This is a genomic window from Rheinheimera texasensis DSM 17496 (assembly GCF_000711985.1).
Lineage (GTDB): Bacteria > Pseudomonadota > Gammaproteobacteria > Enterobacterales > Alteromonadaceae > Pararheinheimera > Pararheinheimera texasensis.
On record NZ_KL544005.1, the window covers coordinates 1,428,051 to 1,451,039 of the forward strand.

23 protein-coding genes are annotated in these 22,989 nt (G+C 53.7%); 12 read left to right on the forward strand and 11 right to left on the reverse strand.

Annotation, left to right across the window (positions count from 1 at the left end):
- Positions 1-111 precede the first annotated feature (111 nt).
- On the forward strand, positions 112-1,323 hold the full coding sequence (locus Q399_RS0116940) for an acyltransferase family protein (RefSeq protein WP_051686102.1): 1,212 nt from the start codon (positions 112-114) through the stop codon (positions 1,321-1,323).
- On the opposite strand, the gene Q399_RS0116945 is transcribed toward Q399_RS0116940, so the two are convergent.
- On the reverse strand, positions 1,320-2,720 hold the full coding sequence (locus tag Q399_RS0116945; protein WP_031570571.1) for a pre-peptidase C-terminal domain-containing protein: 1,401 nt from the start codon (positions 2,718-2,720) through the stop codon (positions 1,320-1,322). The genes Q399_RS0116940 and Q399_RS0116945 overlap by 4 nt on opposite strands.
- On the opposite strand from Q399_RS0116945, the gene Q399_RS0116950 reads away from it, so the two are divergent.
- Positions 2,704-3,090, forward strand: a complete 387-nt coding sequence (locus Q399_RS0116950) for a hypothetical protein (RefSeq protein WP_031570573.1) — start codon at positions 2,704-2,706, stop codon at positions 3,088-3,090. The genes Q399_RS0116945 and Q399_RS0116950 overlap by 17 nt on opposite strands.
- 46 nt (positions 3,091-3,136) lie before the next feature.
- Positions 3,137-4,468 carry an energy transducer TonB gene (locus tag Q399_RS21740; protein WP_031570576.1) on the forward strand — a complete coding sequence of 444 codons (1,332 nt, stop codon included), beginning with the start codon at positions 3,137-3,139 and terminating at the stop codon, positions 4,466-4,468.
- Between the two features lie 4 nt (positions 4,469-4,472).
- Here Q399_RS21740 and Q399_RS0116960 read toward each other — a convergent pair whose 3' ends face one another.
- The 9 genes from Q399_RS0116960 to cyaY form a co-directional block, all read right to left on the reverse strand.
- Complete coding sequence (locus tag Q399_RS0116960; protein WP_031570579.1) at positions 4,473-4,811, reverse strand: tRNA-binding protein; 339 nt, start codon at positions 4,809-4,811, stop codon at positions 4,473-4,475.
- Positions 4,811-5,347 (reverse strand): DNA-deoxyinosine glycosylase, encoded by a 537-nt coding sequence (locus tag Q399_RS0116965; protein ID WP_051686103.1) that lies wholly within the window; start codon positions 5,345-5,347, stop codon positions 4,811-4,813. Before Q399_RS0116965 ends, Q399_RS0116960 begins: the two co-directional genes overlap by 1 nt.
- A gap of 3 nt (positions 5,348-5,350) precedes the next feature.
- Positions 5,351-6,448 (reverse strand): heme biosynthesis HemY N-terminal domain-containing protein, encoded by a 1,098-nt coding sequence (locus Q399_RS0116970; RefSeq protein WP_031570583.1) that lies wholly within the window; start codon positions 6,446-6,448, stop codon positions 5,351-5,353.
- The gene (locus Q399_RS0116975) at positions 6,445-7,539 is read right to left on the reverse strand and encodes a uroporphyrinogen-III C-methyltransferase (RefSeq protein ID WP_051686104.1); all 1,095 of its coding nucleotides are present in this window, start codon (positions 7,537-7,539) and stop codon (positions 6,445-6,447) included. Before Q399_RS0116975 ends, Q399_RS0116970 begins: the two co-directional genes overlap by 4 nt.
- Positions 7,508-8,299: a uroporphyrinogen-III synthase gene (locus Q399_RS0116980; protein ID WP_031570585.1), complete on the reverse strand. Its 792-nt coding sequence runs from the start codon at positions 8,297-8,299 to the stop codon at positions 7,508-7,510. The genes Q399_RS0116975 and Q399_RS0116980 overlap by 32 nt, the downstream gene beginning before the upstream one ends.
- Before the next feature lie 2 nt (positions 8,300-8,301).
- Entirely contained in the window at positions 8,302-9,234 is a 933-nt protein-coding gene (gene hemC / locus Q399_RS0116985; protein ID WP_031570586.1) for a hydroxymethylbilane synthase, read from the reverse strand.
- A gap of 84 nt (positions 9,235-9,318) precedes the next feature.
- Positions 9,319-10,125: a DUF2914 domain-containing protein gene (locus tag Q399_RS0116990; RefSeq protein WP_031570587.1), complete on the reverse strand. Its 807-nt coding sequence runs from the start codon at positions 10,123-10,125 to the stop codon at positions 9,319-9,321.
- 25 nt (positions 10,126-10,150) lie between these two features.
- The gene (locus tag Q399_RS0116995) at positions 10,151-10,834 is read right to left on the reverse strand and encodes an alpha/beta hydrolase (RefSeq protein WP_031570588.1); all 684 of its coding nucleotides are present in this window, start codon (positions 10,832-10,834) and stop codon (positions 10,151-10,153) included.
- A gap of 7 nt (positions 10,835-10,841) precedes the next feature.
- Entirely contained in the window at positions 10,842-11,156 is a 315-nt protein-coding gene (gene cyaY, locus Q399_RS0117000) for an iron donor protein CyaY (protein WP_031570590.1), read from the reverse strand.
- A gap of 72 nt (positions 11,157-11,228) precedes the next feature.
- Here cyaY and lptM point away from each other — a divergent pair, with 72 nt between their 5' ends.
- Genes lptM through Q399_RS0117025 form a run of 5 tightly spaced genes read left to right on the forward strand, consistent with a single transcriptional unit; the run spans position 11,229 to position 15,146 of the window.
- The gene (gene lptM, locus Q399_RS21970; RefSeq protein WP_084164448.1) at positions 11,229-11,399 is read left to right on the forward strand and encodes an LPS translocon maturation chaperone LptM; all 171 of its coding nucleotides are present in this window, start codon (positions 11,229-11,231) and stop codon (positions 11,397-11,399) included.
- Between the two features lie 6 nt (positions 11,400-11,405).
- Entirely contained in the window at positions 11,406-12,659 is a 1,254-nt protein-coding gene (gene lysA / locus Q399_RS0117010; RefSeq protein WP_031570592.1) for a diaminopimelate decarboxylase, read from the forward strand.
- Between the two features lie 21 nt (positions 12,660-12,680).
- Complete coding sequence (dapF, locus tag Q399_RS0117015) at positions 12,681-13,523, forward strand: diaminopimelate epimerase (RefSeq protein WP_031570594.1); 843 nt, start codon at positions 12,681-12,683, stop codon at positions 13,521-13,523.
- Positions 13,520-14,200: a DUF484 family protein gene (locus tag Q399_RS0117020; RefSeq protein WP_031570596.1), complete on the forward strand. Its 681-nt coding sequence runs from the start codon at positions 13,520-13,522 to the stop codon at positions 14,198-14,200. The genes dapF and Q399_RS0117020 overlap by 4 nt, the downstream gene beginning before the upstream one ends.
- Entirely contained in the window at positions 14,181-15,146 is a 966-nt protein-coding gene (locus tag Q399_RS0117025) for a tyrosine recombinase XerC (RefSeq protein ID WP_031570598.1), read from the forward strand. Before Q399_RS0117020 ends, Q399_RS0117025 begins: the two co-directional genes overlap by 20 nt.
- 1 nt (position 15,147) lies before the next feature.
- Here Q399_RS0117025 and Q399_RS0117030 read toward each other — a convergent pair whose 3' ends face one another.
- A complete protein-coding gene (locus Q399_RS0117030; protein ID WP_031570600.1) occupies positions 15,148-15,906 on the reverse strand; it encodes a substrate-binding periplasmic protein in 759 nt (252 codons plus the stop codon).
- A gap of 254 nt (positions 15,907-16,160) precedes the next feature.
- On the opposite strand from Q399_RS0117030, the gene Q399_RS0117040 reads away from it, so the two are divergent.
- The 4 genes from Q399_RS0117040 to Q399_RS21220 all read left to right on the forward strand — a co-directional run bounded on the left by Q399_RS0117040 (position 16,161) and on the right by Q399_RS21220 (position 22,399).
- The gene (locus Q399_RS0117040) at positions 16,161-16,886 is read left to right on the forward strand and encodes an HAD-IA family hydrolase (protein ID WP_031570603.1); all 726 of its coding nucleotides are present in this window, start codon (positions 16,161-16,163) and stop codon (positions 16,884-16,886) included.
- Positions 16,887-16,982: 96 nt separating this feature from the next.
- Complete coding sequence (gene uvrD / locus Q399_RS0117045; RefSeq protein ID WP_031570605.1) at positions 16,983-19,151, forward strand: DNA helicase II; 2,169 nt, start codon at positions 16,983-16,985, stop codon at positions 19,149-19,151.
- The gene (locus Q399_RS0117050) at positions 19,129-21,222 is read left to right on the forward strand and encodes a tRNA(Met) cytidine acetyltransferase TmcA domain-containing protein (RefSeq protein ID WP_051686105.1); all 2,094 of its coding nucleotides are present in this window, start codon (positions 19,129-19,131) and stop codon (positions 21,220-21,222) included. Before uvrD ends, Q399_RS0117050 begins: the two co-directional genes overlap by 23 nt.
- Positions 21,223-21,277: 55 nt before the next feature.
- The gene (locus tag Q399_RS21220) at positions 21,278-22,399 is read left to right on the forward strand and encodes an ABC transporter substrate-binding protein (RefSeq protein ID WP_051686106.1); all 1,122 of its coding nucleotides are present in this window, start codon (positions 21,278-21,280) and stop codon (positions 22,397-22,399) included.
- Positions 22,400-22,989 lie beyond the last annotated feature (590 nt).

The window sequence follows — 22,989 nt, forward strand, 5'->3', positions numbered from 1 at the left end:
GCTATCCACCTGTTATCCCTCAAATCCACCACAAACCTATTGTCCGGTGGTGTCTGCACGCCCGTTCAGCTGCAATAGCACTGACCTTTGACATAACTTTTGGACTTCAGCATGACACAACTGGTGAATCAACGTCGAGCCGATCTGGACTGGCTACGCATCAGCGCTTTTGCGCTGCTTATTTTGTATCACTGCGGCATGTATTACGTGGCGGACTGGGGCTGGCATGTGAAAAACAGTCAGACATACGAATGGCTACAGGACCTGATGAAACTGACCAACCCATGGCGCATGTCGTTATTATTTTTACTCGGCGGTATGGCGCTGGCGATAGCAAGACCCAAATTCAGTGGCTGGACTTTGTTACGCCTGCGCACCAGCCGGCTGTTAGTGCCGCTGTTATTTGGCATGTTTGTCGTGGTGGTGCCGCAAGTGTATTTCGAGGCACTCAGTCAGCAATTGATTGAACCCGGTTACCTGCGGTTCTGGTGGCAATATAGCAACCCCAATACGGATTTATTGCGCGAACACCATAGCCCTATTGGCCTGTTAACCTGGAATCATCTGTGGTTTCTGCCGTATTTATTCTGCTACTCGCTGCTATTGTTACCGCTACATAGCCTGCTGCAACGTCTGGCGGCTTTGACTGGTAAGCTGCCGCTCTGGTGCTATGCCACTGTCCTGGTGAGCCTCCATCTGTGGGCTGTGTGGACTTTACGTGAACAATATCCGAGCACGCATGCCCTGCTCGATGATTGGTATAACCATGCCAAATATGGCCTGGTGTTTGTTGCCGGTTATCTGTTGGTGCTGCAAAAACACTGGTGGGCGGTATTACCACGCTGGCGCTATGGCCTGTTAGCGACGGCGTTAGTGGGTTACGCACTGGTGGTGCTGGACAATCACGACATGTTTGACGGTCTGGACGACAGCGCGGTTGGATTACAGCTACTGTATAGCGGGGTCTCCGTGCTCAATCACTGGGCCTGGCTCGGCGCTGCCCTGGCCTTTGCCGCCGTTTATTTACAACAACCAGCGTTTGACCCAACCGGCAAGATCCGTCGCTATGCCTCAGCCGCTATTCTGCCCTGGTATGTGCTGCATCAAACCCTGACCGTTGTATTTGCCGTGGCGCTGCAGCCATTGCAGCTGCATGACGGCGTGGAAGCTGTGTTGCTGATCAGTCTGACTATTTTGGGCTGTGGCGTGGGCTATGAAATTATCCGCCGCGTGCCGCTATTGAACTGGCTGGCCGGCGGCGCGCCTGCAGCCAGGTTGCAACGCACGCCAAATGCGCCGCAACCGGCCTCTGAGACGGCTTAGTAAGGGCTTACCGGCGTATAAAACGCCGTATTCCGACCGTCGATACTGATCCGGATTGGTGTCACGGTCGTGCTGTTGCTGAGCAGGTTATAACTTTCGCCCGGCAACAGTTTAAAGCGCAGTAAATCTTTGATCACGACCGGCTTACCACAGGTGGTTTGGGTATATTGCGTCTGGGCATCAGCGCGCAGCACATAGACTTCATTGGTGCCGTCGACAATACCTTGGCCGTCGGCGGTGACAAACAAAGACGTCGCCTCTGAAACCGCAATCACCCGGCCTGTACTGCCCAGTTTGGCCTGAAATACGGCCGAACGGCCCATGCGGTCACGCTGACGGAAATGGGTGTCGTTCAGCGTATTGGCCAGCTGCGGGAAGCTGAGGAAATTACTGCTGATATTGATGGTGTTATGGCAATAATCTGTCACCACTTCACTGCTGACGGCACCACTGACGCCATCCGGATCGTAAACATGCTGACTCAGTACATGGTCACCAGCGGAAGTGCCACCCACCACACCGCCTTTGTCATAAACATGCTTGATTGCGCTCTGAACTAAAGTACCTTGCCAGGCATTCAGATAAGCCGACTGATCACCGCCGGCGATAAACACCGCTTCGGCGGATTTAATCGCCCATTCCACATAAGCCGAATTGGCTTTGGCCACAGTATCAACCAATAAGGTTTCGACCGAAGCGGCACTGGTTAAACCCTGCAAGTAAGTGTTGTAGGCATCGGTACCTGTCGCGCGCAGTACCACGATGTTCCCACCTTTAATCTGCGGCCCCACTCTGTTACTGAATGCCGCATCTACATCTGTACCGCCGCCCATCAGTAATAAAGCGCCCTGACCTGCAGTCAATACCGGGCAAACATCAGCACTGCCACCGACTAAATAACTGGTCTGATTGCTGGGCTTGGCGGGCCGGGCACCATAACTACAGCTGGCTGGTGGTGTAGTCCCGCCGCCACCCGAAGCGCTGCCGTTAAAAGTCACGGTCAGGCCATAACTACCTGTGCCGCTGTAACGCGCGACCTTTATAAAATGCTTCCCGGCGCTCGCGGCGCGGTAAGTTCCGGTTTCAGGTCTGCTGCTGCTCTGGCCCGACAAAATATAACTGCCACTGCTGCGGTACAGATAAAAATCAAAGTCGGCACTGGTGCCATGATTGAGATTGACACTGATATCGCCTGTGCCTGCGGTGTCAAAGCTGTACCAGTCAACATCAGAACTGCTGCCGATAGTGCCATTCAGCACCTGACCACTGCAAAGGCCAGCATTGGCTTTCGCCTCAGTGTTGTTGTTTTCAGTTTCCTGCTGCAAACAAGCGGCCAGCGCAGGGCTGCCCGCCAATAACAAAGTCGCCAGCGCGACCGTTTTGAACGATGCTCTCATTGTTGCTTTCCTGTTTTTGTTGTTGTGTTTAAAGGTCAAACAGTACGCGGCCGGACAGGCCGATAGCTTCAGGCGCCCCACTGGCGCAAGACAGCGGGATGCCGGAATTCCGGGTTATAGCGTGGGGGAAAAACTTATAGGTCGAACCACTCAGACAAGTGGTAATCAGTGGCACAGGCGTGCAGATTGGCAGGTTTACCAACCTGTTGTGACAGCAACAACCAGCAGTTTGGGTTTTGCGGCATCACGGTACTCTGCACAAATTTGCATCAAGGGATTTTTAATATGCGGCAATGACCGTAGCAGTGTCAATCAGCAAAAAGCGGGAATTTCGCAAGCAAAACATGAAATATTTGCAGTGCCTATGTAACAATAACTAGAATAGATTTCTATTTTCCCCCGAAAAGGAACTTTCGATGCGTAAACTGGCACTGCTGGCGCTGCTTTTCAGCGCATTTACCACCCAAGCCGATTTGCTCACTGCACTGCAAGCCTATGATCAAAAAGACTTTACCAAAGCAAGTAGCGAATTTAATGCGCTGTTACCACTAGGCAGCGAGCAGGCAGCATTTAATCTCGCCGCCATGGCCTATAACGGCGAAGGCCAGCCACAGGATTTAGTCCGCGCCGCCAGCTACTTTGCTTTAGCCGCTGAACTGGGTCATCCCAAGGCTAACGAGTTGTATCAGCAGGTTGTAGCGAAACTCGACACTACTCAGCAAACGCAAGTGCAACAACAGCTGGCGACACTGCAAGCTCAGGTCAAAGTGCCGGCAAAACTGATTGAGCCACCGGTTGCCAAAGACAACGCTGAATGGCGTGAACCGGTGAAACGCCGGGAACCGGAGTTTCCCAAAGAAGCCGCGCAAAAAGGCGCCTTTGGTTATGTGACCATGCGCTTTCTGGTTAATGAAGCTGGCAATGTTGAAGCGATAGACACGCTGGATTCCTACCCCAAAGGCCTGTTTGACCGGGCGGCAATCAAGGCGATGAAAGGCTGGCAATACCAGCCTGGCAAAGGCAAGTTTATTGGCAAGGTCGTGCTGGAATTTTCATTGGGCCCACTTCAGCCCCAAAGCCTGCATCGTTATATGAATGAACACAAATTATGGGAATATGCTGCTTTAGGTTCGCCTACGCATCAGGCTGCGCTGGGGTCGGTGCTAACCTTAGCCAACATCAGCGCCAGTAGCGCGACTCTCGTAGACCCGGCATTACCGCCGAGTCTCGGACCACTGCCGGATTGGTATTTTGCACGCGCCAAACGTCTTAATGTCAGTCTGGAGCTCCCAGAAGGCTTTAAAGGCAGTGCGGACGTTCAGTTGGACGCGCAAGGCAAAGTCATCAAGGTCAAAGCCTGGCCTGAACACAAACAAACAGAGTTCGAAGGCCGTTTATTACAACAGCAACTGACGAAACGCGAGGTCCCGGCCGGTGAATACCGCTTATACGCCAACGGAAGTAAGCGTCATGAATTGGTCCAACTGCATCGCATTCCGGAAACCTTCACAGACACCTACTGGTGGGAGCAGGCAGCGCGCGGCGGACAGCTGGAAGCGCAACGGATCATGGCATCAAGAGATCCGCGCTGGGAACAATATCTGTTACAACAACAGGACCCGGTGGTCTTAGCCTGGAATGGCGCCAGACTCATCATCGATGGTCAGCAAAAAGCCGGTGAACAAATGCTGGATCAGGCCATTGCCAAAGGCTACGAGACAGCAAAAGAACTCAAAGCCGCGTTATAACAGATCAGGCCAGCCGGGCGCCATTGGGCACCGGCTGGTCTGGCACCGCCAGTACCACAGCACCATCCTCACGATACAAGCCAGTCACCAGACATTCCGAAACAAAAGGCCCAATTTGCTTCGGCGGAAAATTCAATACAGCCAGTACCTGTTTGCCAATTAACTGTTCTGGCTGATACAACGCCGTCAGCTGCGCGCTGGAACGGCGCGTGCCAATTTCGGCGCCAAAATCGACGGTCAGCTTCCACGCCGGTTTGCGCGCCTGCGGGAACGGCTCTGCCGCTACAATAGTGCCGGCACGTAATTCCACCTGCATAAAATCATCCCAGCTGATTTGACTCATCATGACTCCCCTGTATGTATTGCGAGTGTTTGTTGATACGCTTGCTGCCAAGGTTGCAGCTTGTCGGTAAAACTAAGCGCGGCATGCGCCGGGCTGGTCGAAGGCAGCGCAAACACCTGCACTGTAGCTGGTAGGCTTAGCCCTGCCTTGATCAGCTTTTGCCAGGATTTGGCCGCAGTACCGCCATTCAGCCAAACGGCCCGTAGCGCGGGCAGCTGCTGCAACAATGCCGGGAAATCATTGAGCTGAATACTGGCAGGCGTAATAGCACTGTCCAGGCTGCCGCGGCGTTCTGCCGCGCCAATTAAGTCCCACAGCGCCAGCCGGTGCTGCTTAAGCGCGGCGAGCCGCTCATCGTAGGGCAAGCTGACATCGATGCCAAACAGCTGCTGCAGCAGTGGCCAGAATTGATTACGTGGATGGGCGTAGTATTGCGCCGCCTGCAGTGAGGCGACGCCCGGCAAACTACCGAGAATGAGGATTTGTGCGTCGGCTTGCCACACGGCGGGCAAGCCATAACACAAGGCAGCCGTCATGGCCTAACCCGGCAACGGCTCGGATTTTAATAACGGCAGATATTGCTGGGCTTTGTGCCAGGCCGCCTGTGCCTGTTCACTTTCGCCTTCCTGCTGGGCACAATAGGCCAGCAGTGCATACAAATGGCCATGATTGGCATGGTCACGCAACCAATGCTGGGTTTGTTTCCGCAGCGCCAGCACTGAACGGCCAAGCGGAATAAGGCGAATCGCCGGCCAGGCTAAAGGCAGGTCCTGCAGCGATAAATTATCCAGCAGTAATTTTTCTGCCTGCTCCGGCTGCCCCTGAACGGCCAACGCACCGGCTTTGCCTAATAATACCGCTAGCGATTTACGTTCACGCGCCGGCAACGCCTGCCAATACGCGGCCTGCTCATCAAACAGGCCTTTTTCCGATAAGCCCAGCACCGCTGCCGGATACAGCGCAAAACGATATTGCTGCCAGTCGGCTTTGCTAAACCATTGTTGCTTGATCGCAATCGGTACCTGCTCCAGCAAGGTTTGCCATTGCCCCGCGCTTTGCAGCGCCTGCAACCAGAGCCGGCCCAGTTTACCGTCTTTGCCAATCTCAGCCGCTTTAGGCGTCAGGTAAGCTACGGCCGCCGGCGCATTGTTTTGCAACAACAACAAATCCGCCACAACATACCAGCTGCTTGATTCATCCGGGTCCAGCGCGGCCGCTGCCTGATTGGCAAGCATCGGCTGACCGGCGTGTTGCGCGCTGTAGGCCGCCATCACTTGCTTGATGTGTTCCCACTCAGGCTCGGCCCGCGCGATCTGAAAGGACTGATGCGCCGCAACCCAATCGTGCCGCGCATAGGCCATCATGCCTTGCTGTAACGCCTGACGGGCCCGCCGCTCTTTACGAGAGCGCAGAAAACTAAAAGATAAGGTTGGTAAATGGAACAGCCGTTTCACCAGCCACCACACCAGCCACAAAGCGAAAGCCACCACTGACAGACTCAGCAGCATACCAACCACTGTCGCTTCGACGGTGACGCCGCCGAGCACCAGCATCACATACCCCGGGTGATTGGCCAGCACTGGCCCAAATAACATCGCCAGCGCCAGCACCAGCATGGCGAATAGCAGGCGGATCATAAAGCCGACTCCGCTTCAAGCGTACCCTGACGGTAAGCATCAAACACGGCCGGGCTTTTCAGCGGCGCCAGTAGCGGCAAACTGACCTGCAACGCTGACAACACCACCAGTTCATCCGCCATTTGCTGTACTGCAGGTTCGGTCGCGGCAAAATAACGTTGCAGACTATCGGCACTTTGCTGAATAGCTGCCGCATACACCGCTTGGTTATGCTGCATCGCCGCCAGTTCCGCCAGCAGCAGCTGTTGCGTCAAGGTGTTGCGCACGGAAATTTGTTGCTCGGCGGTCAGGCTGACACCATCTTCCGGCAAGCTGGCCCGCACCTGGACTAAACCGCGCCAGAAGTTGCGCCAGTACAGCGCCAGATTGGCTTGCCAGTCGGCGCTGTCTTCAGTGATTTCTTCTTCAGTACCGTTATCCATCGGCCGTTCAGACTGACGCAGCGGTAACACCAGACTTTGCTGACGCAGGCTGGATAACGTCAGGTGCAGCTGGTTCAGATCAGGCGCATTCAATTCGCCCAACATGCGTTTGTCCTGGTCAATGGCTTCACGCACCGGCGTCAGGCTCGGGTCATTCGCCTGTTTTAAGCGTTGCTCCGCCAGCTCCAGCACTTGCTGCACACCGGAGATATTTTGCTCAAGGAATAATTTCTGTTCGGCGAGGCGCAGGAAATAATCAATTTCCAGTAGCTGCCAGCCTTTGATATTGCCGGACTGACGATCCAGTTGTTGCTGCAGTTTTTGCAGTTCTGTCTGCGCGGCCAGCGCCTGCTGCTCGACTTTGCCATTGACGTCTGCTGACACCACAGTCAGCTGTTGTTGCAGATTTTGCTGCATTTCGTCGAGCTTGCTCTGGAAAAAGCTGATTTGGCTTTGCTGCTGATTGGTCAGACTTTGTTGTTGTTCCGACATCGAATTCAGCTGCGGTTGCAGGCTGTATATCGCCCAACCAGCCGCCGCAGCAGCGCCAAGCGCAATTAACAAGGCCAGACTGCCCAGCGTCAGGGCCAGTTTGCCCCCGCCCGCTGCTACGGGTTTTGCTGCCGCAGGCGTGCTGTCAGTGGCCAGCACCGGACTCTGTTCGCTCATGGAATTTCCTTCTTAACTGACAAATGGCATCCAGTAACGCCTGATCGTGCGCACTGTCGGCCAACATAATCTGCGCGGGCACGATGCCAAAACTGATCGCAGTTTCCTGCATCCGCGGACTGATCAAAACCCAACAACGCTGGCGTAACCAGTCGTGGGCGCTGTCCGGCAGCGATTGAAACAGCAGAGATAAAATTTCGTTACTGGTCACTACGATACATTGTATTTGCTGCTGACGCCACTGGTCAGACAAGCGCTGACCATCCAGCGGTAACGGCACTCTTTTATAACTCTGCACATAACTGACTTTGGCGCCGCGCACCAACAAGCCTTGTTTAATCAGCTCGCGGCCGGCATTGCCACGCACAATCACAATATGTTTGCCTGCTACATCCTGCAGTTCTGGCAATGCGAGCAGGCCTTCGCTGCGTTGGTCGTCCGGCGCTGTCACCGGCTTGGTCGTGGCACGTTGCAGCGCTGCCGCCGTGGTGCGGCCCACCGCAAACAGCGGTGCCTCCAGTTGAGTCAGGTCGCATTGCGTTTCGAGGCAAGTGACCGCCGCGATACTGACAAAAATTACCAGTTCGGCATCGCGCAACAGCTGCTGCTCACGTGGTTTCACCGGCACCTGTTGGGTGGTGATCAATGGCTGGTAGGCATGCGGAATACTCAACTGCTCCAGCCCGGCCAGCAGGCTGTCCGCCCGCCCGGCGGGCCGGGTGATTAATACGCTGAATGGATCCGGTGGCAGCTGCAGCATAATCAGTGCGATTCGCCGTATACAGCAGCCAGAATAGCGCCGGCGCCTTGCGCCAGTAACTTTTGTGCCAATTGCTGACCTAAAGCTTCACCATCGCTGGCAGCGCCACGGACTTCGGCCTGTAAAATCTGCTGGCCGTCGAGCTGGCCGACCAGGCCCCGCAGGTGTAACTGATCACCGTCAATTTCAGCAAAAGCGCCAATCGGCACCTGGCAACCGCCCTGCAACGCACGGTTCATCGCCCGTTCTGCCAATACCGCCTGACGGGTTGCGGTATGCTCCAGCGGCGCTAACAAAGCCCGCACCGCCGCGTCATCACTGCGACATTCAATACCAACAGCGCCCTGGCCATTGGCAGGTAAGCTTTGGCTGACTGGCAGATAAGTGGCGATCCGCGCCTGAAAACCTAAACGGATAAGGCCGGCAGCAGCCAGAATGATAGCGTCATACTCGCCGGCATCGAGCTTCGCTAACCGGGTATTGACGTTGCCGCGTAAATCACGGATTTGCAGATCTGGCCGCAACGCCTTGATTTGGCATTGCCGGCGCAGACTTGAAGTCCCAACTACTGCGCCATGTGGCAGTTGGTCCAGGCTGGAATGGTGATTAGAAACGAAGGCATCACGCGGATCTTCGCGCTCGCAAATGGTCGATAACATCAGGCCTTCAGGAAATTCCACCGGCACATCTTTCATGCTGTGCACGGCGATATCGGCACGATCTTCCAGCATGGCGGTTTCGAGTTCTTTGACAAACAGGCCCTTGCCACCAATTTTGGCCAGCGGGGTATCGAGAATTTTGTCGCCCTGGGTCGACATCGGTACCAGTTCTACCACTAAACCTGGGTGGAAAAATTCCAGCCGGGCTTTGACATATTCAGCTTGCCACAGCGCCAGAGCACTTTTGCGTGTAGCGATACGTACGCGTTGAGTCATCAGAAAACCTGTGAATATCAGAGCTGGAACCGCCGGCCGGTATGCACTGACCGCACGGCAAAAAAAGTGGCGCTATTATAGCCGTTATTGATAAGTGAAACTGTACTGAAAGATCACTTTTTGCGTCTGATCAACAATCTCGACCCGCCAGGGGCCACGTTGGTCGTCCAGCAGCCAGTTTTCGCTGTAGGTTCGCCACGGTGAATCTTCGATTGTCAGCACCGCTTCGGTATGCAGGGTGTCGTGGAAATACCAGCGATGGCGCAGGATTTGACCGGCGTAGTCTTTTAATTCCGTGAACAGATACAGCCGTTTAATTTGTGAAAAAGCAATCTGCTGGCCCACCGCTTTGCCCGGTTGCAGGTTATTCATCTGATCGGTCAGCACAATGCGGCTAAAGCCTTGCGGCAATACCATCTTCTCTGCTGCGGAGATGTTTTCTGCGGGCGTGGCAGTGGCTTGTTGCACTGACGCAGAGGGTTGCGGCTCTGCCGCCGGTTTGGACTGGCTGACCACTTCTGGCTCTGACACGGCAGGCTCAGGCTCTGCAGGCTGAACAACAGATTCCACCGCTGTCGTCGCGATTGCGTGTTGTGGTTCAACAGGGTTCGACAGCGATGTGGCAATGACGGCAGCTGCGGCTGTTGTGGATTGTACTGTTGATTGCGCGGCCTGCTCAGGTTCAGCGGTAACTGCCGGTTTCAGTGGCTCCACCGGCCGCAACAAAAACTGATAACCAGCCACACCTGCCCCGACTAACATCAAAGATGCCAGCGTGATGCGGGTTTTTGACCAGGGTGCCGGCTGCACAACAGGCGTATCAGTCTCCGGTGGCAAGGCCGCCGGATGTAATTTCACTTTAACTGTCAGTCTGGATGCAGCTTCGGACACTATTAATTCCTGTTAGCGCGTTTAGTTACAAAGACTCAGCAGGTTGCAGCAACCGCTGCTGGATAAAGCGGCTTAAATCCGCCACTTCCTGCGCGCACACACTGTGTGCCATGCGGTAATCCAGCCAACTGACCTGAAAACCGGCATATTTTAATGCGTCAAAAGCCGCCTTACCAGCGCTCAAAGGCACCACATCGTCCATAGTGCCATGCGCCACCAGCACCGGCGTTGCTTTATTGTGACCAGTCATTTCGGCTTTGAGCTTATCCGGCATACCCATATAAGTGGAGAGCGCCATCACACCGGCGATTTTATACGGCAGACGCGGTAATAAATGCAGCGCAATCACGCCGCCTTGCGAAAACCCCGCCAGCAGAATTTTTTCCGCCGGCACACCGGAGGCGATGACTTTTTCAATCAGCGTCTGCACCTGGGCTGCCGACTGGCGCACGCCTTCTTCGTCGGCGCGGTTTTGTAAGTCCATGGTTTTTAGGTCATACCAGGCGCGCATGACAAAACCGTTGTTGATAGTGACTGGCCGCTCCGGCGCATGCGGAAATAAAAAGCGGATGCCGTGACCAGCCGGCAAACGCAGCTCCGGCACTATCGGCGCAAAACCATGGCCGGAATCACCCAGACCATGCAACCAAATCACTGCAGCTTTGACCGGGCCCGGTGCTGCGACATCGACGTAAGAGAGATTATTCATCCGCTGATTATCCGAAACTGATGGCGGCACCAGCCTGCTTGCTGCCCGCTTCTGCTAATAACTGCCAGAACTCGATACCGGTTCTGTTATCAATCCACTGCCCGTCGCGCCATTCAAAATGGTGACCATTAAATTTGGTCGCAACCCACAGCTGATGCAAAGGTGCTTGTTTATTAATCACAATTTTACTGCGATCCGGGAAAATCACATTGACTAAGCCACCATGATTTTCCGTATCGATATCCAGGTCCAGCTGCTCAAAGGCTTCTTCCACTGCCAGCAAGACGGCATCGGTTAACTCATCATATTCTACGTCATTCATCCGCTTCACCTGTTTGCTTTTGCTGTTAAGGATGCGATTATAGAGCGCTCAAGCTTCAAAGAAATAAAAATCATGCACGCTGCGTCTTTATCGGTTGGAATTCTGGGTTTATCGCTGTTGCTGCTGGCCGGTTGTGGTCAGAAAGGCCCGCTCACTTTGCCCAAAGATCCACCACCCGCAGCAGAACCTGCGCCGGCCAAGCCTGCTACGTCTCAACCCGTTCAATCCGATCAGCAAGGGTAATTTCAGGTGGATTATTTTCATTATCAAAACCAGCAACTGCTGGCCGAACAAGTGCCATTAGCCGACATCGCAGCCCAGTTCGGCACACCCACTTATGTGTATTCCCGCGCTACTATTGAACGGCATTACCGCGCTTTTGCGGACGCCGCCGGTAACCGCGCTCATCTGGTGTGTTATGCCGTCAAAGCCAACAGCAATATTGCGCTGCTGAATATCCTGGCGCGGCTTGGCAGCGGTTTTGATATCGTTTCTGAAGGCGAATTACGTCGCGTATTACAGGCCGGCGGCGATCCGGCCAAAGTAGTATTTTCCGGCGTCGGTAAAACGGAAGCCGAAATCGAGTTTGCGCTCAACACCGGCATTAAATGTTTTAACGTCGAATCCGAACCGGAACTGGACCGTATTCAAAGCGTGGCTGCCCGTATTGGCAAAATCGCGCCAATCTCCATCCGGGTTAATCCGGACATCGACGCCAAAACCCACCCTTATATTTCAACCGGCCTTAAAGCCAACAAATTCGGTATCGACATCTTACGCGCGCCACAGATGTATCAATATGCCGCCAGCCTCAGCCACCTGAAAGTCTGTGGTGTGGATTGCCATATCGGTTCACAGCTGACTGAAACCCAGCCGTTTTTGGATGCGTTGGACAAACTGCTGGTGTTGGTTGATACGCTTAAAAGTAACGGCATTACGTTGTCGCATCTGGATATCGGTGGTGGCCTCGGCGTGACTTATCTTGACGAAACCCCGCCACACCCAAGCGAATACGCCGCCGAAGTATTAAAACGGCTGGATGCGTACCCGGAGTTAACGCTGGTGTTTGAACCGGGCCGCGCCATTATGGCCAACGCCGGGGTTCTGCTGACTAAAGTCGAATTTCTAAAACCGGGCCAGGAAAAGAATTTTGCCATTGTCGATGCGGCAATGAATGACCTGATCCGGCCGGCGCTTTACAGTGCCTGGATGAACATTATTCCGGTCCGGTTGAAACCAGACCTGCAAGCCCAGACTTATGATGTGGTAGGCCCGGTCTGTGAAACCGGCGATTTCCTCGGCAAAGACCGCGAGCTGGCGATTGCACCTGGCGATTACCTGGTGGTGCGTTCTGCCGGCGCTTATGGTTTTACCATGAGTTCGAATTACAACAGTCGGCCACGCGCCGCTGAAATCCTGGTCGACGGCGATCAGGTCCATCTGGTGCGCCAACGCGAACAGTGGGCAGATTTATGGCGCGGCGAGCAGCTGCTGCCAACCTGATACAAGGCGGTACCGAACGGCATGTTATTACAGTTCTCAAAAATGCATGGTCTGGGCAACGATTTTATGGTGGTGGATGCCGTCAGCCAGAACGTTTTCCTGACCAAAGAACAAATCAAACAGCTGGCTGACCGTAACTTCGGTGTGGGTTTTGACCAGTTGCTGATGGTGGAACCGCCTTATGATCCGGATCTGGATTTCCACTACCGCATTTTTAACGCAGACGGTTCTGAAGTGGAACAATGCGGCAACGGTGCCCGTTGTTTTGCCAAGTTTGTCCGCAACAAAGGCCTGACCAATAAATACAAAATTGCCGTCAGTACCAAGTCCGGCAAAATTGTGTTGTACGTTGAGCAGGACGGTCAGGTCACCGTGAATATGGGCATTCCGCAATTTGAGCCGGCCAAAGTGCCGTTTAAGGCGCAAAAGCAGGAACTCAATTACATTCTGCATGGCGACGACGGCACCGATAGCGCAACGGCCCTGTGTGGAGTGGTGTCGATGGGCAACCCACACGCGGTGATCACCGTTGACGATATTCAAACCGCGCCGGTGAAGTTGTGGGGGCCGATTTTCGAGAACCACGAGCGCTTCCCGGAACGCGCCAATATCGGTTTTATGCAGGTCATCAATCCTGGTCATATCAAACTGCGGGTATGGGAACGTGGCGCCGGCGAGACACTGGCCTGCGGTACTGGTGCCTGTGCCGCCGCCGTAGTCGGCCAGATGCAAAAAACCTTGCAGACGCAGGTCCGGGTTGACTTACCGGGCGGAAGTCTGCAAATTCGTTGGAACGGCCCAGGCCAGCCGGTCAAAATGACCGGACCGGCTGAACATGTGTTTGACGGACAAATGGTGTTATGACGGACGTCACAGACGTAAATGAACTTAAGCACGGTTATCTGCATGACCAGCTGGTGTATCAGTACCTGCTGGAACATCCGGCATTTTTTCAGCATCACCCGGAATTGCTGTCGCGACTGCGTTTGCCGCATGCACAGCGCGGCGCAGTGTCGCTGGTTGAACGTCAGATGGAGTTGCAGCGCGAACGGGTCAGAGGTCTGGAAGAAGACATAACCCGATTGATGACCATCGCCCGGCAAAATGAACATATTTTCTTTGCGCTGAACCAGTTACACCTCGATTTGTTAGCGGCGCGGCAAAAAACTGACATCCGCCTCGCGCTCAGCGCTTTTGCCAACAAAATGCCGCAAGTGCATGCCTGTAATCTGATTGAATTTAATCACGAAGCCATGGGCGACCATTTCACCGCGCTGCAACTGGTGCTTGAACACCGCTTACAAGGCCGGCATTATTATTTTGGCCGGCTGAACCGCGATGAAATGGCGACATTGTTCCCGCCGAGTATTCATTCGGTGGCGCTTCTGCTTATCAGCCACGCCGACCAGCCGCTGGCATTGCTGGCCTTTGGTTCGCAGCTCGATGATCACTTTCAGCCGAGCATGGATACGCTGTTTATCGACCACATCGCCAAAGTGCTGGCCTTAGTGTTGCCACGTTATGGCCAGCAAGGCAGCTAGCACCCGGCAGCCACTGGCATCTCCAGCCTCAGCGCAGGAGCAACAAGCCGCAGCTTTGGCGCCAGACCCGCTACTACTGAAGTTTCTTGCTTACCTGCAATTTGAACGCGCCTACAGTGTGCAAACCCTGACGACTTATCAGCAACAATTGCAGGCCGTGTGGCTGAGCCAAACCGACCCGGACTGGCTACAACTGACCGAACGGCAATTACAACAACATATCCTCAGCTGCCGGCAAAGCCTGAAACCCAAAAGTCTGGCGTTACGGCTGGCAGCGCTGCGCAGTTTTTATCGTTATTTGCAGCAGCAAGGGCACAGAACCGACAACCCGACTTTGTATCTGAAAGTGCCGAAAACCGCCAAACCGTTGCCGAAAAATCTCGATGTCGATGAAATGGCACGGCTGCTCGATATTGATGAACCGGACGATGATCTGGCGGTGCGCGATGCCGCCATTTTAGAGTTGTTTTATTCCTCCGGCCTGCGCCTCGACGAGCTGGTTAGTGCCAATCTTGCCGATATTCACTGGAGTGAACAGCAAATCCGCGTACGTGGCAAAGGCAATAAAATCCGGGTGTTGCCGATTGGCTCGCTGGCAGAAAAAGCACTGCAGCGCTGGTTGCAACGCCGACCGGCTTTTGTCGGTGATGAGCCGGATGCACTGTTTCTGAGCAAACAGAAACGCCGCATTTCAGCGCGGCATGTCCGGCAACGTGTGGAATTATGGGCGCGGCGTCAGGGGTTGTCGCAACATGTGCACCCGCATATGCTCAGACATTCTTTTGCCAGCCATCTGCTGGAATCGAGCGGCGATTTACGTGCAGTACAGGAACTGCTGGGCCACGCCAACCTCAGCACGACCCAGGTATATACCCATCTGGATTTTCAGCATCTGGCCAAGGTGTATGACGCAGCGCATCCGCGCGCCAAAAAATCCTCAGGCTAAGTTATTCAGGCATCACGCCATATTTGTACTGTAATTTGCGCACTGAACCGTCGCGCAGCATGTCGGTCAACGCCAAATCCAACTGCCGGACAAATTCCGCGCTGACAGTTTTTTTACTCAGCATAAAATGCACCTGCCCAATAGTGATGGGAGGGATTGGGTAGCGCACTATTTGCTGGTCCAGCTTTTCATCGCGCAGCGCCAGCAAACCATTGGGAAAATAATCCAGATAGAGCTGCACCCGCCCCCGTAGTGCAAACTGATAAAGCGCAGCCTTATCAATAGCCTCCACTACATTTTTGCGAAAAGCCGGCTGCTCCAGTAAAGCGCTAAATTGCGAACCATAAAAATTGCCACGGATAATCCCGACGCTATAGCCCTTTTCCGCAATGTCAGCCAGCTGTTTTAGTCGCAGCTGGTCGCGCTGCGCTGCCGCGACAAATACCGCGACTTTTTCATCTTCGTAAGGTGTCGAGAACCAGGCGTAAGCTTCCCGATCGGACGATTTTGAAGCATTCATCAGCACGTCAATTTCGCCGCTTTCCAGCAGCATCATTGCACGCTTCCAAGGTGAATCCGTCAGGACCTCCAGCTTGCAGCCCAATCGGCCGAACAATTGCTGCATAAATTCAATGCGATAACCGGTGAGCTGTTGTTTTTCGTCCAAAAACGAATATGGCGGCATATTGGTGGCGGAGCGGCTGACCACAGCGCGTTGGCACGGCAGCTCTAACAATGGTGCGGCCGCTGCTGCATTCACACTGCCCAGCAGTGCGAGAAGCACGAACCCAACAAAACTACCACAGCATATCAGGTTCACTTTGACTCCCAGACCGGACCGGTAACAGGCCGGTAAAACAAATAGCAGGTGAAAATGCCAGCCAGCATAAGCGATGCATAGCGGCGTTGTCTTGTGGCTCAGGCAAGTGTTTCAGCACAACAACAGTTACAGAGCCAGACAAGGCAAACAGAGCCATGCATAATAAGCTTTAACCCGAACTGCCGGATTTTTCCATGCGTCTGTATAAAAACCTTTTCGCCCTTGAGGCGTTGTCCTTTGACCTCGACGACACTTTATACGCCAACAGCCAGGTGATAGCTGCGGCTGAGCTGGCGATGCAGCAGCGTTTAACCCAGCTGAAACCGGATTTACCACACAATGACCCGCAATATTGGTGGCAACAGCGCAAGTTGTTAGCCGCGCAGAATGCCGAGATCCGCCACGACGTCAGCCGCTGGCGCTTATTGGCCGTGGAACAAGGCTTGGTCGCCCAGGGTCTCTCTACCTGCGAAGCCGGTGAAGTGGCTGAACTGGCGCTTGGCGCTTTTTTACAGGAACGCACCAATATCAGTGTCAGTGTTGAGGTCAAACAACTGCTGGCAACACTCGCCAGCCGGTTTCCACTGGTTGCCATTACCAACGGCAATGCCGATATTCAGCGCATGGGCATCGCGCCTTATTTTCAGTTTGCTTTACGCGCCGGCCCGGATGGGCGGATGAAACCTTATCCGGATTTGTTCCACCACGCAGCCAGACGACTTGGGCTTGAACCCGGACAAATCCTGCATATCGGCGACCATGTCCGTTCTGATGTGCTCGGCGCACTGAATGCTGGTTGTCAGGCTGCCTGGCTGAATCCGGCCAATAGCCCACAGCCGCAGACGGCGAAACCACCGTTAGTGCTACCACATGTGGAACTCAGTGATTTAGCGCAATTATTGTTTTTGCAACGGGGTTAAAAGCGCGATGCGGCCTGTGCCCGGTGGGCCGGAAACTCGCATCTCACGTGTGCTTGGGTATATAATGCCTGTAAATTTATCCATAGGTTTGAGTTGATGGACGTTTCGCTGTTACTGGATGGTTTAAACGATAAACAACGTGAAGCGGTTGCCGCGCAACCCCAGCACATGCTGGTGCTGGCCGGTGCGGGTTCAGGCAAAACCCGCGTGCTGGTGCACCGGATGGCCTGGCTGATGCAAGTCGAACGGGTCGCGCCTTATTCGCTACTGGCCGTGACGTTCACCAACAAAGCCGCACAGGAAATGCGTTCGCGCATCGAGCAAACCGTTGGTGTTAGCCTGAATAACCTGTGGATGGGGACTTTCCATGGTCTGTCGCATCGTTTATTGCGCGCCCATTATCAAGAAGCCAATTTACCGCAAGGTTTTCAGATCATCGATTCGGACGACCAGTACCGTTTAGTCCGGCGGGTATTAAAAGCACTGAATCTGGACGAAAAACACTGGGCGCCGAAGCAAGTGCAATGGTTTATCAATGGCCGCAAAGACGAAGGTGAACGGCCTGGCACTATGGCGCATGGTGGCGATTTTAATCTGCAGACGCTGATTAAAATCTACGGCGCTTATCAGGAAATGTGTGACCGTGCCGGTCTGGTCGATTTTGCCGAAATTCTGCTGCGCAGTTTCGAACTGCTGAAAAATAACGAGCAGGTGCGCAGTCATTATCAACAACGTTTCCGCCATATCCTCGTCGATGAGTTTCAGGATACTAACGCCATTCAATACCAATGGTTACGCCTGCTGGCCGGCAACCATGCCCGTGTGATGATCGTAGGCGACGACGATCAGTCCATTTACGGCTGGCGCGGCGCCAAAGTGGAGAATATTCAGCAATTCCTGAAAGATTTCCCAAATCCGGAAACTATCCGACTGGAACAGAATTACCGCTCTACCGGCATTATCCTGAAAGCCGCCAATGCGGTGATCAGCAACAATCAGGGCCGGCTGGGCAAAGATTTGTGGACTGACGGCGACGACGGCGAGCCGATTTCGTTATACAGCGCTTTTAACGAACTGGACGAAGCACGCTTTATCGTCAGCCGCATTCGTGAGTGGCGCCGCCAGGGTGGCAAACTGACTGAGGCTGCAGTGCTGTACCGTAACAACGCGCAGTCGCGCGTGCTGGAAGAAGCACTCATTCAGGACGGCATCCATTACCGGATTTACGGTGGGCTGCGCTTTTATGAACGTCAGGAAATTAAAGACGCTTTGTCGTATCTGCGGCTGATCAACAACCGCCAGGATGACGCAGCGCTCGAGCGCATCATCAATACGCCGACCCGTGGCATCGGTGATTCCAGCATGGACAAAGTGCGGGAATTTGCCCGCGCCAGCTCACAAACTCTGTGGCAAAGTTTGCAGCAGATGTTGCACCAAAAAGAACTCAGCGGCCGCGCTGCCAATGCAGTATCTGCCTTTATGGAGCTGATTAACCGGCTCGATGACGACATCCGTGACTTGTCACTGGATGAACAGGCCGACCATGTGATTCATCAGTCCGGTCTGTATGCGATGTACCAGGCGGAAAAAGGCGAGAAAGCCCAGACCCGTATCGAAAACTTAAACGAGCTGGTCAACGCCTGTGCCAACCTCAACTTCAGTAATAACGAAGAAATGAGCCCGTTGTCGGCGTTTTTGTCGCAGGCAGCACTGGAAGCCGGTGAATATCAGGCCGAAGAACACTCGGATGCAGTGCAGCTAATGACGCTGCACACTGCCAAAGGTCTGGAATTCCCGCTGGTGTTTGTTTGTGGTCTGGAAGAAGGTATGTTCCCTAGTCAGCAGAGTGGTGACGACCCGACGCGGCTGGAAGAAGAGCGCCGGCTTTGTTATGTCGGCATGACACGCGCGATGCAAAAACTTTATCTTTGTCACGCCGAGAGCCGGCGTTTGTATGGTCAGGAACAGTACAACAAACCGTCGCGGTTCCTGCGGGAAATTCCGGCCGAATATGTCGAGGAAATTCGCCTGACCACCACCGTCAGCCGGCCAACGCAATTTAACCGCTTTGGCAGTGCAGCCAGTCACAGCGCCTTTGAAAATACCGGCTTTAAACTGGGTCAGCGTGTCCATCACGAAAAGTTCGGCGAAGGTACTGTGCTGAATTACGAAGGGACCGGCAACCAATCGCGCATTCAGATTAACTTCGACCAACTCGGCAGCAAGTGGCTGGTTACCTCGTATGCCCGCCTCACCCCACTCTGAGTTATTACAAGCCTGGTCGCAGTGCCGGACGCAGCGCTGGCGCTTGCCCGTCTGGGCCCAGGGTGATGACGCCTTTTTGCAGGGTTGTTGGCAATGGCTGCAAAGCCAGCTCCAAAGCACAGATCGCATTTTTTGGTTAGGTGACCCCTGGCCAACATTTAACGAACAACTGCAGGTCAGACAAATCGCCGGCCAAGCCCGGCAACAGTTGCTGGGGCAGGAATGTGATGTTCTGATTATTCAGGCTACCAGCGGTATGGACTGGGATTTAGTCGCAGCCAGCATGGGCTGTTTAACTGCCGGCGGGATTTGGCTGTTATTGACGGCTGATGCTGAAATATTCAGCCAGCAGCCTAATCCAGCCGCCCGGCGTTTGTTGTCTTATCCGACGGATGCCGCACAGCATGTTGGCCGGTTTCAGCATTGGCTTGCTTCACAATGGCAACAACAGCCGCTGGTGTGTTGGAACCACTGCGGTCTGGATAACCGGCTGATGGCTCCGACCGCTGCATCGACCGTAGCAGAATTTACAACGCCTTATGCCAGCCACTGTCAGCAACTTGCCGTAGCAGCCATTCACCATGTGGTTAGCGGTCACCGACACCGGCCGCTGGTGCTCAGTGCACACCGGGGCAGAGGCAAATCTGCCGCGCTTGGCCTTGCCGCCGCGCAGCTGCAACAGGCAGGCAAGACCAAACTTATCATCACAGCACCACAGCCGGCAGCGGCACAAGTTGCATTAGAGATCTGTCAGCGTCGGCTCGGTGAAGACACGCCATCTTTACTGCAATTCTGGCCGGTCGACCGGCTGCTCGCTGAACAACCCTCAGCAGATCTGCTGCTGATTGACGAAGCCGCCGCGATCCCGGCACCGCAGCTACAAGCCTTGACGGAAAGTTATAGCAGAGTGGTATTTGCCACAACCGAGCATGGCTACGAAGGCACTGGCCGTGGTTTTCAGCTGCGTTTTCAACAGTATCTGCAACAACACAGGCCGGGCTGGCGCAAGCTGGTGCTACAGCAACCTATCCGTTATGGACGGCAGGATCCGTTAGAGCAATTAATCTTTCGCAGTTTTTTGCTGGATGACCCAGATACGTCAGCTGTCACTTCCAGCACTTCTGCCTTACAGTCACACCGGTATAGTGCGATGTCGCTGGCTGAGCAACCAGCATTACTGCAGCAAGTGTTCCGCCTGGCATGTCTGGCGCATTATCAAACCTCAGTACGGGATTTATGGGCGTTATTAGATGACCCCAGCCTGCTGGTGTTCACACTGCAACAAGAAGATATCGTTGTCGCAGTCGCTGTTGTCAGTCAGGAAGGGCAGCTACCACCGCAATTGCTGCCGGATATTTATCAGGGCAAACGCCGGGTACAAGGTCATCTGGCAGCGCAAAGTCTTATTTATCATTGTTTGTGGCCTGAGGCTGGTACCCGGCAGATCTGGCGGGTCCAGCGTCTGATAGTCAGGCCGGATTTGCAGCGTCAGAGGCTTGGGCGTGGATTACTGAATTTCATCAGCAGTGAAGCGGGTGCTGCCGGAGTGGATCTGATGGCAACCAGTTTCGGCGCAACACCAGCTTTGGCAGGTTTTTGGCAAAGCGCCGGTTATGTGGCGGTCAAGCTCAGTACTGTGCCGGATCAGAGCAGTAATGAATATTCTGTGCTGATGCTAAAACAACTTAACCAAAGCGAAGCTACCGAGATTGGCGCCTTGCAACAATATTTTGGCCAGAACTTATGGCAACAGGCTGACATTATCTGGTCACGGTTGGACCCACTTTTGCTGCAGCTTTGGGCAAAACCTGTCGCTGAAGCTTGGAGCTGTTATGACCAACAGCTATTGCAATTGTTTATGCAGGGACAACGCGACTGGGCTCAGAGCTCAATGACATTAAAGCGCTGGTTGAATTTACACTTTCAGGCATTGCCAGCCCAGGATGCAACGCATTGGATTCCACTGTGCTGGCAACGCCAGGATCTGAGGTTAAGTGTCGCTGAACTACGAACATTGTCCCTTCAATTAAGACAAACGGCCTGTTTAGCTGATTTGTATCAAATCCAATAGAGCAATCCATAGCTAAGCTATAGTTGGTTGAATATCCTATTGGAGTTACTGCAGTATGCAGTTCAGATTTGTTTGTTTTGCTGCACTTGCTGCATGTATTGTGTTATGTGTTCCAACTGCGTTAAAGGCACAAACGCCGATTAAACTTGGCATGTCAGCACCGTTCACTGGACCGACGGCAATGCTCGGGCAACAGTTCAGTTATGGCGCCAATCTGGTATTTACCGCACAAAACGCCCAAGGTGGCATCGGCGGCAGACCGATTCAGCTACTGACCGCCGACGATGGCTATGAGCCTGTCCGCACTGTGGAAAACACCCGCAATTTTCTGCTAAATCAGCATGTCTTTGCGCTGTTTGGATATGTTGGTACACCAACCTCCAGCGCAGTACTACCACTATTACGAAAACACCGGCTCCCCTATCTGGCACCATTTTCGGGAGCAGATATTCTGCGTCAGCAAAATGACAATTTTATCTATAATTTTCGTGCCAGTTATCGTGAAGAAGCTGCTGCACAGATCCGATATCTGATAGACAAACGCCACTATCAGCGCGTTGCACTTCTTATTCAGGCAGATGAATTTGGTGCGAGTGTCGAACAATGGTTTAAAGCTGAGCTGTCAAAACGCAGACTAGAACCGGTTGCGGTAGTTCGTTTTCAGCGCAATAGCACCGACATGCAGGCGGCTGTATCACAACTTCAAGACGCCAGACCTGATGTGGTATTGACTGTCGGAAGCTACTTACCACTGGCAGAAGCAATCCAGCTTGGCCAAAGCCGCCAGTTCAATCCCGTCTATTCAGTCGTATCCTTTACCGGTATCCAGCAACTGCGGCAGCGGCTACAGCAGCCATTTCAGATTTTCGCATCCATGGTTGTGCCAGATCCAAATGATCTGTCATCAACATTGGTTCAGTCCTTCCATAGTGCCACAGCGACAGAGCAAGCTCAGCGCAGCGATATCAGCCTGGAAGGATTTGCGGCAGCCACAATATTAGTTTCAGCGTTGAAGAAATGCGCCGACAACCTGAACCCAAAGTGCCTATTGCTAGAGTTACCAAATCAGCAACTCTACGACTTTCCGTTGCAATATCAGCCATACCAGCATCAGGCCTCACAGCAGATCTATTTGTATCAACTCACAGTGGATGGTTTAAGAAATACAGAACTTTGAATTTTTGTTTTTTAATCCTGGCTGATTTAAGGCGTGTGAAATCGGTCCTTAACCTGGCGAGTTTCCTTTGTTCAGATTAGATGACTCCATGCGTCACCCTGCTCAGAAATAGACCGTCAGGATGCCCAACTGTTGGCATCATTCATTCCAATGCCTTTGACAGCTATATTGAACTCACCATTGCGGCTTCGTGGAAGTCTGCACCCTCGCAGAGCTTCGGGTGTGCTCATCAGCTGTGTGACAGCCAGAGGAGCTAAACTGTTGGCTTTGGAGATTTTAAGGCTTCAACATCGCGGCTTCTTGATAGTCTGCACCCTCGCAGAGCTTCGGGTGTGCTCCCCCGGAATGATGCCAAACTGTTGGCATCATTAATTCCCGGTGTCGCTGTCCTACTCTACGCGAAGTAAAACCGCCAGAATCTAAATACAAAAAACCCCGCTCTCTGAGCGGGGTTTGTGTATTGGGAGCCTTGATGCCCTTCGCAGAGCTCAGGGCCGTTCAATCGGCAAAAAGCCAAACTATTGGCTTTTTGAAAGCCCGATTTCACTGTACTACCTCGCATGGGATTGCCCCGCTCGAGGAATGCATCG